The organism is Dokdonia genika (assembly GCF_042652845.1).
Classification (GTDB): Bacteria; Bacteroidota; Bacteroidia; order Flavobacteriales; family Flavobacteriaceae; genus Dokdonia; species Dokdonia donghaensis.
On the sequence record NZ_JBHSHB010000023.1, the window covers coordinates 169,472 to 182,981 of the forward strand.

General features: G+C 38.3%; 13 protein-coding genes and 1 tRNA gene. 9 read left to right on the forward strand and 5 right to left on the reverse strand.

Going from position 1 to position 13,510, the window contains the following annotated elements:
• Window positions 1–29: 29 nt before the first annotated feature.
• From ACFO5T_RS12005 to ACFO5T_RS12015, 3 genes are all read right to left on the reverse strand, one after another.
• Complete coding sequence (locus tag ACFO5T_RS12005; protein WP_380034669.1) at window positions 30–635, reverse strand: TIGR04282 family arsenosugar biosynthesis glycosyltransferase; 606 nt, start codon at window positions 633–635, stop codon at window positions 30–32.
• A gap of 91 nt (window positions 636–726) precedes the next feature.
• The gene (gene arsS, locus ACFO5T_RS12010) at window positions 727–1,782 is read right to left on the reverse strand and encodes an arsenosugar biosynthesis radical SAM (seleno)protein ArsS (RefSeq protein ID WP_013750119.1); all 1,056 of its coding nucleotides are present in this window, start codon (window positions 1,780–1,782) and stop codon (window positions 727–729) included.
• An 80-nt stretch (window positions 1,783–1,862) separates the two neighbouring features.
• Window positions 1,863–2,198 (reverse strand): arsenosugar biosynthesis-associated peroxidase-like protein, encoded by a 336-nt coding sequence (locus ACFO5T_RS12015; protein ID WP_013750118.1) that lies wholly within the window; start codon window positions 2,196–2,198, stop codon window positions 1,863–1,865.
• Between the two features lie 251 nt (window positions 2,199–2,449).
• On the opposite strand from ACFO5T_RS12015, the gene ACFO5T_RS12020 reads away from it, so the two are divergent.
• The 9 genes from ACFO5T_RS12020 (at window position 2,450) to ACFO5T_RS12060 (ending at window position 11,131) form a co-directional block, all read left to right on the forward strand.
• Window positions 2,450–2,522, forward strand: a tRNA-Phe gene (locus ACFO5T_RS12020).
• 120 nt (window positions 2,523–2,642) lie between these two features.
• Window positions 2,643–3,419: a M90 family metallopeptidase gene (locus ACFO5T_RS12025; protein ID WP_380034671.1), complete on the forward strand. Its 777-nt coding sequence runs from the start codon at window positions 2,643–2,645 to the stop codon at window positions 3,417–3,419.
• Window positions 3,420–3,488: 69 nt separating this feature from the next.
• Window positions 3,489–4,214: a type III pantothenate kinase gene (locus ACFO5T_RS12030; protein WP_380034674.1), complete on the forward strand. Its 726-nt coding sequence runs from the start codon at window positions 3,489–3,491 to the stop codon at window positions 4,212–4,214.
• Window positions 4,207–5,454, forward strand: a complete 1,248-nt coding sequence (locus ACFO5T_RS12035) for a hypothetical protein (protein WP_380034677.1) — start codon at window positions 4,207–4,209, stop codon at window positions 5,452–5,454. Before ACFO5T_RS12030 ends, ACFO5T_RS12035 begins: the two co-directional genes overlap by 8 nt.
• 17 nt (window positions 5,455–5,471) lie before the next feature.
• Entirely contained in the window at window positions 5,472–6,851 is a 1,380-nt protein-coding gene (locus tag ACFO5T_RS12040; protein WP_380034680.1) for a tetratricopeptide repeat protein, read from the forward strand.
• Window positions 6,851–7,423: an LPS export ABC transporter periplasmic protein LptC gene (lptC, locus tag ACFO5T_RS12045; RefSeq protein ID WP_380034683.1), complete on the forward strand. Its 573-nt coding sequence runs from the start codon at window positions 6,851–6,853 to the stop codon at window positions 7,421–7,423. Before ACFO5T_RS12040 ends, lptC begins: the two co-directional genes overlap by 1 nt.
• On the forward strand, window positions 7,420–7,614 hold the full coding sequence (locus tag ACFO5T_RS12050; RefSeq protein ID WP_021778176.1) for a hypothetical protein: 195 nt from the start codon (window positions 7,420–7,422) through the stop codon (window positions 7,612–7,614). Before lptC ends, ACFO5T_RS12050 begins: the two co-directional genes overlap by 4 nt.
• The gene (locus tag ACFO5T_RS12055) at window positions 7,614–8,912 is read left to right on the forward strand and encodes a hemolysin family protein (protein ID WP_380034686.1); all 1,299 of its coding nucleotides are present in this window, start codon (window positions 7,614–7,616) and stop codon (window positions 8,910–8,912) included. Before ACFO5T_RS12050 ends, ACFO5T_RS12055 begins: the two co-directional genes overlap by 1 nt.
• A gap of 77 nt (window positions 8,913–8,989) precedes the next feature.
• Window positions 8,990–11,131: a peptidylprolyl isomerase gene (locus ACFO5T_RS12060; RefSeq protein WP_375252780.1), complete on the forward strand. Its 2,142-nt coding sequence runs from the start codon at window positions 8,990–8,992 to the stop codon at window positions 11,129–11,131.
• An 85-nt stretch (window positions 11,132–11,216) separates the two neighbouring features.
• On the opposite strand, the gene ACFO5T_RS12065 is transcribed toward ACFO5T_RS12060, so the two are convergent.
• Window positions 11,217–12,131 carry a GYDIA family GHMP kinase gene (locus tag ACFO5T_RS12065; protein WP_380034690.1) on the reverse strand — a complete coding sequence of 305 codons (915 nt, stop codon included), beginning with the start codon at window positions 12,129–12,131 and terminating at the stop codon, window positions 11,217–11,219.
• Between the two features lie 11 nt (window positions 12,132–12,142).
• The gene (locus ACFO5T_RS12070) at window positions 12,143–13,456 is read right to left on the reverse strand and encodes a hydroxymethylglutaryl-CoA reductase, degradative (protein ID WP_380034693.1); all 1,314 of its coding nucleotides are present in this window, start codon (window positions 13,454–13,456) and stop codon (window positions 12,143–12,145) included.
• Window positions 13,457–13,510 lie beyond the last annotated feature (54 nt).

The window sequence follows — 13,510 nt, forward strand, 5'->3', positions numbered from 1 at the left end:
TAACTGTAAGCTGTTGTAGCTTACAAGATTTAAATACGAACTAATGATGGTGATCCTTTGTTAAAGTGGCTTTTAGTGAGCGACTCAAAGAATCGGTTTGTAGTATGGTAATCAAGAGAAAGACCTTGATTTACTATGTTTTGTATAAGTTGTAATACTCTTTTTGATAATGTGGAAGCCTCTTTGAGCATCTGCTGTAAATCTGCAAATGTGTCAAGATCTGAAAGGGTCTCAAGGAGGTAAAGGTTTGTACGCTTTCGCGAAAGCGTATCAGAAATAATAGCACCTAGTTTACTAGACTGCCACGGTAGGTTTTTAAATTGCTCAGGCTTAAAATGTTTCTTTTTAATCCCCATTAGATAACAACCGCCATCTGTACTTGGGCCAATAACAAGCGCAGATTGCTTGAGCTTTTCTTGTGCTAAAAGAATATGCCCCGCCGAAAGGTGCGGAGTGTCATTACCTATGGTTATAACTTGGTTATAACCACTGTCAAAAACTGCTGTAAGCGCATTTGTAAAACGCTCGCCAAAGGTGTTTCCTACCTGCTCATTTTCAGAAAAAATAACGTAGGGAATTCCTGTCTTGCGTGTCGTAGCAATAGTTTGCTTATTGAGTTCTTTAAATAAAGCCACAGACTGACCGAGCTTCTTGCGAGAAGCTTCGGTAGTTGCTGTTTGAGCAAATATGAGTATGGCGGTTTTTGGTGTCGTGATTTTCTACGTATTAAGCAACGGTTCCTTGACAACTACTTCCTGCACCTGCAGTACAACCATAACAGTGCTGAGAGATCATAATGTTACGATCATTAAGTAAATCTTCATTATAATCTTTAATGTGCTTTACTGAACTAGCGACTGGTAATTCTAGCATTTGATTAAAATCACAATCAAATAAATAACCATCCCAGCTTATTGAAATTGTGTTTTTACACATTACATTCTCTACTGCGGCAGGGTTATATGCCTCTACGAGTTGATACATATAATCCTCATAGTTTTCTGATGCGATGAGGTAATCTAAAAATCGTGCTATAGGTAAGTTTGTGATTGCAAAAAGGTTGTGGAACTGGATATTAAAATCCTCCATAAGTGCCTTTTTAAAATCCTTCTCCATACTTGCTTGGTCTCCCGGTAAGAAAGCTCCAGATGGATTGTAAACTAGGTCTAGTCTTAAGTCGCTGCCTGGCATACCGTAGCCACGCTCGTTGAGCTCTTGTAAAGCTTTTATAGACTTGTCAAAAACACCATCACCACGTTGCTTATCTGTCTTTCCACGTGTCCAGTGTGGCATAGATGAGATGACGTGTACATTGTGTTTTTTAAAGAAATCTGGGAGATCGTAGTACTTTTTATTTGCACGTATAATGGTAAGGTTAGAACGCACGATAAAGTCTTTAATCCCTGCCTTGCTTGCTTCTTCTACAAAACGTCTAAAATGCGGATTCATCTCTGGAGCGCCACCAGTAAGATCTAGCGTGTGAGCACCAGTATTGCGTATCACTTCTAGACATTGCTCCATAGTCTCCCAAGTCATAATCTCCTTGCGATCTGGACCAGCATCTACGTGGCAGTGATCACACACTTGATTACACATATACCCCACGTTTATTTGGAGTATTTCTAGTTTGTTAGGGCGTAACGGTAGCTGGTTGGTCTCCTTTATTTTCTTAGCAAACGTAGGTAGTTCATCTTTAAAAATACCATTAGATAAAATTTCTATCTGCTTGTTTGCTTGTGCGAGTTCGCTACCTTCTTTCTTCAGTGATTTTGTTGCTGACATTTAAAAATGTTTGTCGTTTGTAGTGTTGATTTCTATTGGTTGGAAATCTGTATGAGTACGCTTTCGCGAAAGCGTAAAAACTACCCGTCTAGTTTATTTACTTTATTCATCATCATCACGCCGTGTACCAGCGTCGCACCACTTTTTATAGCGGCACCTACGTGTACAGCCTCCATCATCTCTTCCTTAGTGATTCCTTTCTGTAGGCCGTCTTTAGTATATGCATCTATGCAATATGGGCACTGCTCAGTGTGAGCAACGGCAAGTGCAATGAGCGATTTCTCACGCGCGGTGAGTGCTCCTTCTTCAAAAACTTTACCGTAGTAGTCAAAAAACTTAGTTCCTAACTCTTCACTCCACTCTGTGATTTTTCCGAATTTTCTTAAATCTTTTGGGTCGTAATATTGATCTGCCATAGTTATATAGTGTGTTAGCATACGAATATATGCTTAATCGTAATTAACTACAATTACTTACGTAGAAATAAAGAATAAGGTTTCTAATTTGCGAAATATGCGGTCTCGAAAAAAATATTGCAATTTTTCTCAAAAAGATGTTGCCAGATCTCAGAAAGGTTTTATATTTGCATCCGCTTACGAGAAGTATCGCATACAACTCAACAAATAGTGTGAGTCACATTGCAAACGTAAGCCACCTAAAAGCTTTAGGTACCTTAGCTCAGTTGGTAGAGCAACGGACTGAAAATCCGTGTGTCCCTGGTTCGATTCCTGGAGGTACCACATTAAAACCCGATCTTTTGATCGGGTTTTTTGTTTTGTATAACTTTCGTTATTGCAATTGCTTCACAGTCGTACATTGCGGGTGATGTAAGATATATTATAAAAGTAATAAGACACTAGATGATTATACTGTTCCTTTTGGCTGGATTAGCCTTATTTATTTTTATGGGTTACGGACTTTTTACGCTTTCGCGAAAGCGTACGCCAGATCCTTTCCCATCTACTTGGGAGTCGTTATTAAGTGATGAAGTGCTTTTTTACAAAGAGCTCACTCCTAAAAAGAAGGAATTCTTTAAAAAAAGAATGATGGCCTTTCTCACCGAAGTAAATGTAGAGGCTGTAGGATTTGACCTGTCTGATAAGGATAAGGTGTTTGTGGCAGCTAGTGCGGTGATCCCTATTTTTAACTTTGGAGACTGGCATTACAATAACTTAGATACGGTACTTATTTATCCAGATTACTTTAATGCAAATCTTGAGTATCACTCAGAGGGTGAAGATCGTATTATAGGAGGTATGGTAGGGACAGGACAGTTTGAAAACCATATGATACTCTCTCGCAAGGCGCTTCATTTTGGGTTTAATAACAAGACAGATAAAGGAAATACAGCTATACACGAGTTTGTGCATTTACTTGATAAGATGGATGGTGAGGTGGATGGCGTACCAGAACAGTTACTAGGTAAAGAAAATATTGTACCCTGGCTTGATATGATGCATACGGAGATGGAGGCTATAAATAATGATGCCTCAGATATAAGAAAATATGGTGGGACAAGTAAAATAGAGTTTTTTGCGGTGGCGGCAGAGTACTTTTTTGAGCGCCCAGATCTGTTTAAACGTAAACATCCGGAGTTATACAAAATGCTTGAAGTTTGTTTTGTAACAGGTTATTAGGGTGATTTTTACCATTACCTTAACAATGTGGGTGCTTTCCTTTTGTATTTTTGGCGTTTACTATTGTATATGCAACTTATAATTGATGTAGGAAATACTAGGGTTAAAGCCGCTATCTATAAAGGAGATGCGCTGCAAGCTAAGCATCACTTTGCATTACAAGACTTTAGTGAAGAGGTAGGTGAGTTTGCGGGTCTTTATCCTATTAAAAAGGCAATTATATCTTCTGTAGGAAGGCTTACAGATGAGCAAGCCAGATCTGTACAATTACGTTTTCCTACGATTGTGCTCTCGCACAATACAAGGCTTCCGTTTACAAACGATTACGGTACGCCAGAGACGCTGGGTGTAGATAGAATGGCTCTTGTGGCCGCTTTTATGCAGTCATATCCTAAAAAAAATGGACTCATTATAGATGCGGGTACTTGTATTACCTATGATTTTATAACTAATAAAGGTTCTTATAAAGGTGGAGCAATCTCGCCAGGGTTGCGCTTGCGTTATGAGACACTTAATAGACTTACGGCAAATCTTCCGCTGTTAGAAAAACAAATGCCAGATAGTATAATAGGGACTAGTACAGAAGAATCTATACACTCTGGAGTTGTGCAAGGCACTTTACTTGAAATAGATGGTGCAATAAATCATTACAAAGAGCATTATAATGTGGATACCGTAATAATAACGGGTGGTGATGGAGAATTCTTGGCAAAACGATTAAAAAATAGCATCTTTGCGCACTCAAATTTTTTGCTTGAGGGCCTCAATTATATCTTAACATATCAGAATGATTAAAAAACTTTTTATTGTAGCAGTGCTGATGATGGCCGTTAAAGGTCTTGCCCAAGAAGGAGCTACTACTTCTCCATACTCTTTTTATGGAGTGGGGATACAACAGTTTAGAGGAACCGTAGAAAATAAATCTATGGGAGGCATACAGACGTATAGCGATAGCTTACACCTCAATCTATTAAATCCCGCATCACTAGGTAAATTGCGCTATACTACTTTTACAGTAGGTGGTAATCATAATCAAGTAAATGCAGAAGATGCTACGACAAAGGAGGGTTCTTCAAAATCTACTTTTGATTATCTAGCCATAGGATTTCCTATTTCAAAAAAAGGAGGGGTGAGCATAGGTCTTATGCCATATACTGCAGTAGGGTATAAACTGGATGATAGTACAGATGAGGTTCTTAACCGTTTTACAGGTCGTGGCGGTCTTAACCGTGCATTTCTTTCTACAGGGTATACACTAGCAAAAGGACTTACTGTAGGTGCAAGTGCCTACTATTACTTTGGAAATATTCAAAACGAGGCTATACGATCTCAAGAAGAAGCAGAGCTAGGTACTAGGGAGTCTAATAGAAGTGACTTTTCTGGATTGGCTTTTGAACTTGGTGCTCAGTATGAAACAATGATTAGTGATAAGCTTGAGCTTAGATCATCAATAAAGTATGTTCCATCTGCAACTATAGGTACAGAAAATGAAAGAGTGGTTTCTACGGTATTATTTAACAGCTTAGGGTTGTTACAAGATGTAGATACGGAAGTGATTAATGTTCCAGATACAGATTTTGATCTTCCTTCTTCGGTAACGGTAGGTCTTGGTATAGGAGAAAAGAATAAGTGGTTCTTTGGTGGTGAGTACACAAGCCAGCAAACAAGTAGTTTTAGTAATAGAACCTTTACTCCAGATAATGTTTCCTTTGAAGATGCAACACAAATGAGACTAGGTGGTTTTTATACACCAAAATATAATTCTATCTCAAGTTACTGGGAGCGTATGACTTACCGTGCAGGATTTAGATATGAAGAGACTGGACTTGTAGTTTCTAATGAAGATATAAATGAGTTTGGCATATCTTTTGGAGTTGGACTACCTACAGGACGAAGAATTAGTAATCTTAACTTACAATTTGAAGTAGGACAGAGAGGAACAACAAACGCAAACCTTATACAAGAAAACTTTTTTAACGTAGGCGTAAGTTTATCTATAAATGACTTATGGTTTGTCCAATCTAAATTTAATTAACAGTAAAACCTAACATTATGAAAACTAGATTAACCACATTTTTTGTAGCGCTCGTCATAGCTGGCGGATTTACAGCAAATGCACAAATAAGTGAGGAGTGCCTTACGACGGGTTCTATATTTGTAGAAGCTGCTAAAGTTAAAAACTATGAGGCTGCAAGAGCACCTTTTGAAAAACTTCAAAAAGATTGCCCTAACTACTCTCTAGCTTTATACCAGTATGGAGAGCGTTTACTTAAAGCAGATCTTAAAGCTGCAAGCGATGCCGAAAAAGGAGCCGTAGCGCAAAAGCTTATTGAGTTTTTAAAGAAGAGAGAGCAATACTTCCCTGCAAAAACTCCAAAAGGAAAGAACGCAGCAGCACAGGCGCAAATAATGTTTGATAACAAACTTGGAACGCCTAAAGCACAATTTGATGCCTTTCAAAATGCATTTAATATGGATGCAAACTCTATTACAAGTGCAAAAAATATCTACACTCGTTTTAAGCTAGCAGTAGATCTTTATAAGAATGGACAGCAAGTGCAACTTCAAGAGGTTTTTGATCTATACGATGATACACAAGCAAAGCTTAATAAAGAAGCGACTGCACTAGATTCAAAATTACAGAAGCTAGTAGAAAAAGAAGAATCTGGTACTGCACTTAGTGCAAAAGAGAAAAGAAGAGTAAAAGGTTATAATACGAACCTTAAGGCTTTCGGAATCTTTGGAGGAAGTACAGATGGAGCTCTTGGAGAGTTAGGTAACTGTGAGAACCTTGTGCCACTTTATCAGAAGGATTTTGATTCTATGAAAAACGATAAAGAGTGGATCAAGAAAGCTGCAGGACGTCTTGCAAGTAAAGATTGTACAGATACAGATTTATTTAAGCAAATGGTTGAGAATCTTCACAGACTTGAGCCTTCTGCAAAATCTGCAAAGTACCTAGGTATCTTAGCTGGAAACAGAGGAGACTCTGCTGCAGAGGCAAGATATTACCAAGAAGCTATCGATCTTGAAACAGATCCAAAAGAAAGAGCAAATGCTTATTACAGACTTGCAGAAAAAGCAAGAAAAAGTGGTAGCTACGGTAAAGCAAGAGGTCTTTATAACAAGGCACTTAGTGAAGATCCATCTTACGGTATTGTTTACTTGAGAATTGCAGCAATGTATGCAGCAAGTGCAAATAACTGTGGTCAGACTACTTTTGATAAGAGAGCCGTATACTGGTTAGCTGCTAGTACAGCACAAAGAGCTGGGCGTGTAAGTCCATCACTAGCTGGTACTGCAAACAAGACAGCAGCAAGTTATAGAGCATTAGCTCCAAGTACTGCAGATGTATTTACATCTGGAAAAGCTGGTCAAACTATCAAGATAGGATGTTGGATTGGATCAAGTGTAAGAGTTCCAAATAACTAATGTCACTACTACATAGAAATATATTAAAAATCTTAGTCACGGCTTTTGCCGTGACTTTGTTTTTAAGTTGTGATAGTAAAGCAGACGATATACGTAGGTTAAGTATGAAGTCTGATGGTCCTGTTACAGAAGGTAGAGGTATTAATCTTAAGTATGTAGATTCTGGTAAAGTCACTGCACATTTAAAAACACCTTACATAAAAAACTATGCAAACGCCTCCTTTCCTTATGAGGAGTTTCCAGATGGCATAGAAGTCACTTTTATAAGTGAAGATGGCAAGGAGAATTTAATTACTTCAAACTATGCCATACGTTATAAGGGCACAAACCTTATAGATTTACAAGATAATGTGGTGTTGTTTACCCACGACTCTATAACCTTAAAAGCACAACAGCTATACTGGGATCAATCTAATAGTTGGATTTTTACAGACCAGCCGTACACGCTTATTCTTAAAGATGGCTCTCGTAACGACGGAGACCTCTTTGACTCAAATGAAGACTTTACAAATTTTGTATCTTTAAACAACGTAGCAAAACAATACGTAAAAGAAAATACTGAAGACTTATGATGCGATATGCAAAATACACAGAGTATGTATACATAATAGTTGCCGTGCTTGCAGGTTATAAAACAGTTTCACTTTGGGGTGAAGATCGCTCTAGAGCATATTTGTTCTTATTTTTCTTTGCTGTGAGTGTGGGGATGTACTTCTTTAGACGTCATTTCCGTAAGAAGTTTGAAAACAGGAAAAACTCCTAATGGGAAGTTTTGAAGGACAGATTATAACCATATGCTGCTCGCTCATACTTTCTGCGTTTTTTTCAGGAATGGAGATTGCATATGTGTCGGCAAATAAAATACATATTGAAATAGAGAAGAAACAAAATGATTTTCTCTCTATTGTTCTCAAAAAACTTACTGCAAAACCTTCCAAGTTTATAGCAACAATGCTACTGGGTAATAATATTGCCTTGGTTGTATATGGTTACTTTATGGGAGCACTCTTACAAGGGTGGCTGGAGAATATGCCTTTCGGCGAAAGTTTAACGTGGCTCAATACCTTCGTGCAAGAATTTAGCCTGTTCAGTCAGACAATTATTTCTACATTGGTGATTTTAATCACAGCCGAATTTTTACCAAAAGTTTTCTTTCAGATTTATGCAAATAAGCTTCTTAAGTTTTTTGCAATACCTGCTTATTTCTTTTACCTCTTATTTTATGTGCTAAGCGCATTTATTATTTGGATATCAGACCTCGTTCTTAAATACTTATTTAAGACAGATGGAGATGAGGTGCAGTTAGCTTTCACGAAAGTGGAACTAGGAAATTATATATCTGAACAAATGGAATCTGTAAATGACTCTGATGAGGTGGATACAGAAATACAGATTTTTCAAAATGCACTAGAGTTCTCTGAGGTAAAGTCGCGAGAAGTGATGTTGCCACGTACAGAGATTGTAGCTGTAGATGAGCGCACTACACCTGCTGCAATAAATAAGATTTTTATAGAGACGGGGCTTTCTAAAATACTAGTTTATAAAGACACAATAGATGATATAATAGGTTACGTGCACTCTTTTGAGCTCTTTAAAAGACCTAAAACTATAAGTAGTGTTTTGATGCCGGTAGTCTATGTGCCGGAGACTATGCTGGTAAAAGATGTGCTTAATGTGCTTACTAAAAAACGCAAAAGCATTTGTGTAGTTATAGATGAATATGGTGGGACAAGTGGTATGATGACTGTAGAGGATATCGTAGAAGAACTTTTTGGCGAGATAGAGGATGAGCACGATACAGTAGCACTTGTAGAAGAACAGTTAAGTGAGTTTGTGTATAAGCTCTCTGCTAGGCACGAGGTAGACTACCTTAATGAGACTTACAAACTTGATCTTCCAGAAAGTGAGAACTATGAAACCCTAGGAGGCCTTGTGGTAAGCCATACCGAAGAAATTCCAGAAGAAGGAGAGACCATTGAGATAGCGGGAATAATCTTTCACATCTTAGAGACTTCAAATACAAAAATTGAGCTATTAGAAGTCCGTACTTCTAAAGAGTAAATTGCCTTGTTTTTTTATTTTTTATTATGCTATAATAATGGTATTTTCGCCCACTATTATAGCATAAACAACATACAATGGCAATTTTAAATAAAATACGTAGCAAGAGTATCTTCTTGATCATTATTATCGCACTTGCACTGTTTGCATTTATCTTCTCATCTATTTTAGATAGTGGAGGTTTTAATGCAGATAAGCAAAACCGTGTTGCATCTATAAACGGTGTAAACTTGGATCGTGAAGACTTTGCCACAAAGGTAGAGGCACAAACGCGTAGAGCAGGAGCAAATAGCTCTACTACAAGAGCCGTAAACGCTGTATGGGAGCAAGAAGTAAACAGAGTGCTTCTTGAGGAGCAGTATGAAGAGTTAGGTATACAAGTGGGTAAAGACCGCACACAAGAGTTACTTAAGCAAGCACTTCAAAATGATGTGCGTTTTCAAGATGCAGACGGGTTCTTTAGCGAGGCAAAGATGCAAGAGTTTATTGCTACTTTAAAAGATAGTCAGAACCCTGGTGATTACCAGTCTTGGTTAGTTTTTGAAGAAAGCTTAAGAAATCAAGAAAAGCAAGAGATTTACTATAATCTAGTAAGAGCTGGTGTAGGAGCTACTCTTAAGGATGGAGAGGTAGCTTATAAGCTTGATAATAATACGGTGGATATACAGTATGTGCAAATGTTATACACATCTGTACCAGACGAGGAAGCTCCAGTAAGTAAAGATGAAATTCAAGAGTATGTAAATGATCATAAAGATGAATTTCAAACAGAGGAAACACGTTCTATACGTTTTGTAAAATTTGTTGAAGAAGCTTCTCTAGAAGATGAGAATGCGCTTAAAGCAGAGCTTTCAAAATTAAGAAATGAGTATACAGCTCGTAATGGTGCAACAGGAGTAACAGAAACTTTTGCTGGATTTGATAAGACAGAAGAGATTGAAGATTTTCTTATAGATAACTCAGATGTGCCATTTGTAGATCGTTGGTTCTTTAAGAAAGATTTACCTTCTACTAATGCAGATACACTTTTTGCCTTAGGTAAAGGTGGAGTTTACGGTCCTTATAAAGACGGTAGATATATGAACCTTTCTCGTGTTGTAGACGTGAGAAAAATGCCAGACTCTGTAAAGACAAGTCATATCCTTATAGATTTTCAAGGAGCTGTTACAAATACGGCTAGAGGACCTATCCCTTCTTCTGCGACGAGATCTAAAGAAGATGCAAAGAAACTTGCAGATAGCTTACTTTCTGTTTTAAAAAGAAACAAAAACAAGTTTGAAGATCTTGCAAAAGAGTTTTCTACAGATAAGTCTAATAGTGATAACGGTGGAGATCTAGATTATCAAAACCCAAATCTATTTGCAGCCGGATACAGAGACTTTATTGTAGACAATAATGAAGGAACAATAGGTATTGCAGAAACTAACTTTGGTTACCACGTAATTAATATTGTAGATCAAAAGAACGTACAAGATGTTATTAAGGTTGCAACTGTAGTGAAGGAAATATTACCTTCAGATAAAACGATTTCTAATATTTACAACACAACTCAAAAGTTTGAACTTGCTGCTGCCGAAGGAGATTTTCAAACTGTAGCAACAGAAAATGGTTATGCAGTACGTCCAGTACAACGTATACGTGCTATGGATGAAACGCTACCTGGAGAAGGAGCACAGAGAACTGTTGTACAATGGGCTTTTGAAGAAGATACTAATGTAGGAGATATTAAGCGTTTTGCTACAAATGATGGATACATAGTAGCTCAGGTTACACGTAGAACGCCTGCAGGTACAGAGAGAGTAGAAGATGTATCACTACAAGTAACGCCTATCATACGTAATATGAAGAAAGCAGAGATCATTAAAAATAAAATTTCTGGATCAACACTTTCAGAAATCGCACAATCTCAAGGAACAACTGTAAAAACAGCTGGTGCCGTATCTATGAATGCGCCTACTATCGCTGGAGCAGGAAATGAGCCTAAAGTTGTAGGAGCAGCCTTCGGATTAAAAGAAGGAGAAGTGTCTTCACCTATAGAAGGATCAAGAGGAGTATATGTAATAGAGGTTGTAAAAGTCTCTGAAGCACCAGGCTTAGAGAACTACGCTGCCTTTGCTGGTCAGCAGGCTCAAAAATCTAGAGCAGCTGTAAGTACAAAAGTGCTTAACGCTCTTAAAGAAGCTGCAGATATTGAAGATAACAGAGCTACATTCTACTAGTAGATTGTATTTCAAGTAAAAAAGGCTCGAACAATTATTGTTCGAGCCTTTTTTTTTGGTGCGTGTTTACGCTTTCGCGAAAGCGTTATTCTCCCAGTATCATTTCTTTATAAGGCACGATAGTGTCATACCCTTTGTTTCTAAAATAGTCCATTTGAGAAGCTGTTCCTACTGCCAAAACAAAGTCACCGCCCCAGCCTCCTAAGCTTTTTATAGCGCGAGGATAATCTGCAAAAAGTTGTGTTTTTATTGTGGGTGTTTTAAGAATGCGAGACAAATTATCCTCGTGTTCTGAAAGTAGTTTTTCAAAAGCTAAAATAGATTTACAACTCAAAAGGTCTTGTGTAAACCTAGAAAATCTAGCCTTCTCCTCAGTTAGGGCGTTTTGATCAAGACTCCTGTAATGTTGTATGCTCTCTCTACTATTTTGTTTCTTATTGAGATAAACAAAGTAAAGTTCGTCCTTAAAAGGCGGGCTATATGTCACGGGTGTGACTATAGGTTTCGTGCTGGTTTTTTGATAGATGAGAGCGCTCTCTGTTGTGGCGCAAGCGATATCATATCCACTACCGCCAAAGGTCATATCAAGTAGCTTGTAAGGGTCTACAGAGGCCCATCTGGCAATGTTTGCGAGTAGAGTAGAAGAGGAGCCTAGCCCCCAGTCTTTTTGAAACTCTAGTCTACTTTCGATCTCATAACCTTGTGGCGTATTTAAAAATGAGCTATTGAGTTTTTGTGCAGCTTGTAAAATGCTTAAAAGACGCTCGTAAATGGCATCTTCTCTTCCATCATTACTATCTAGGGGAAAGCTAAACTTATAATCTAACCACAGCTCTCCAGTGCTTAAATAACTAAGCCATATGATTGCTTCTTGATCTATGGGCTTTACATCTAGATGCTGCCCCTTTTTTGTAGGTAGCGCTAGCGCTTGTGTCCCATCTAGAACAAGATATTCTGAGGTGAGTAATAGTTTGCCGTGACTGTAATAGTGGTGTTTCAAAAAACGAGATTTTATGAGCGTAGTCCGTCTATAAAAGTGACAACTGCGCTATGAGTAACGGTGTTTGATTTAAAGTGATTTACCGTTTGTTGCTTCTCATCTGGAGTCGCATTCATCTGGTTTAAAATATTCATAAGGTGCATTTTCATATGCCCTTGCTGTATGCCAGTTGTGGTGAGCGACTTAAGTGCAGCAAAGTTTTGAGCTAGACCGGCGACGGCAACAATTTGCATAAGTTCCTTTGCAGATGGGTTTCCTAGTAGCTCCATACTCCACTTTACTAGTGGGTGTAGTTTTGTGAGACCTCCTACGGTACCTAGTGCTAGTGGTATCTCTATCCAGAAGGTAAAAATGCCATCCTTGATACTTGCGTGCGTAAGGCTTCTGTATTGTCCATCTCTTGCTGCATATGCGTGCACGCCTGCTTCCACCGCTCTAAAGTCATTTCCAGTAGCAAGTATTACGGCGTCTATACCGTTCATTATTCCTTTGTTGTGGGTAACAGCTCGATAAGGTTCTTCTTCGGCAATGGTAACTGCTTGAATAAATTTTTTGGCAAAGGTCTCGCCGTCTATATTTTTTTCGGTGAGTTGATCTATAGGGCAACTTACCTCTGCACGTACAAGACAATCTGGAACATAGTTAGATAAAATGGACATAATGATATCTAACGTGTTTCCGCTTTCGCGAAAGCGGGCATCTGCCTCAAACCCTTCTTTAAAAGTGGTTGCAAATTGCTCCAAACAGCTGTTTATAAAGTTTGCGCCCATTGCATCTAGCGTCTCAAAGGTGCAGTGCAGCTGGTAGTAGTCATCTACAGCGGCTGTTTTATCTCGTAGGGCGATGTTTTTTATGCCGCCACCACGTTTTTTCATATTAACCGTAATCTCTTCTACATCTTCATAGAGCTTTGGTGTGATTTTATCAAAGTACTGTTGTAAGTCTTCTTTATCACCATCATAAGTAAAGTGTACCTGTCCTACCTTAGTGGTGCCTAGAACGGTGGTTTTAAAACCGCCTCTCTCTTGCCAGAATTTACCAGCCTTACTCGCCGCAGCTACCACAGAGCTTTCTTCTATAGCCATCGGGATGGTGTAGATGGTGTCGTTTATTGTAAAATTAGGCGCTACTCCTAGGGGTAGGTAGTAATTTGTGATGGTATTTTCTATAAACTCATCGTGTAGTTGCTGGAGCTTTGAATCTGTGTTCCAGTATGAAGTTAAAGTCTGGGTTGCTGTCTCAGAATTATTAAAGAAGTTCGTGGTAAGCCACGTAATCTTCTCAGTTTTTGATAGTTTAGAAAAACCAGATATCGCCTTTGTCATTAAGCAGTTTTTTAGAAAGTGATAAAGATAATGAGAATGTGGTTAACCTAAGTC

Bases quoted from the DNA above. Each gene is read 5' to 3' on its own strand.
- ACFO5T_RS12025 (WP_380034671.1), top strand. From the start codon at position 2,643: ATGATTATACTGTTCCTTTTGGCTGGATTAGCCTTATTTATTTTTATG.
- ACFO5T_RS12070 (WP_380034693.1), bottom strand. From the start codon at position 13,456: ATGACAAAGGCGATATCTGGTTTTTCTAAACTATCAAAAACTGAGAAG.
- ACFO5T_RS12040 (WP_380034680.1), top strand. From the start codon at position 5,472: ATGAAAACTAGATTAACCACATTTTTTGTAGCGCTCGTCATAGCTGGC.
- ACFO5T_RS12050 (WP_021778176.1), top strand. From the start codon at position 7,420: ATGATGCGATATGCAAAATACACAGAGTATGTATACATAATAGTTGCC.
- arsS (WP_013750119.1), bottom strand. From the start codon at position 1,782: ATGTCAGCAACAAAATCACTGAAGAAAGAAGGTAGCGAACTCGCACAA.
- ACFO5T_RS12035 (WP_380034677.1), top strand. From the start codon at position 4,207: ATGATTAAAAAACTTTTTATTGTAGCAGTGCTGATGATGGCCGTTAAA.
- lptC (WP_380034683.1), top strand. From the start codon at position 6,851: ATGTCACTACTACATAGAAATATATTAAAAATCTTAGTCACGGCTTTT.
- ACFO5T_RS12015 (WP_013750118.1), bottom strand. From the start codon at position 2,198: ATGGCAGATCAATATTACGACCCAAAAGATTTAAGAAAATTCGGAAAA.
- ACFO5T_RS12060 (WP_375252780.1), top strand. From the start codon at position 8,990: ATGGCAATTTTAAATAAAATACGTAGCAAGAGTATCTTCTTGATCATT.
- ACFO5T_RS12030 (WP_380034674.1), top strand. From the start codon at position 3,489: ATGCAACTTATAATTGATGTAGGAAATACTAGGGTTAAAGCCGCTATC.
- ACFO5T_RS12055 (WP_380034686.1), top strand. From the start codon at position 7,614: ATGGGAAGTTTTGAAGGACAGATTATAACCATATGCTGCTCGCTCATA.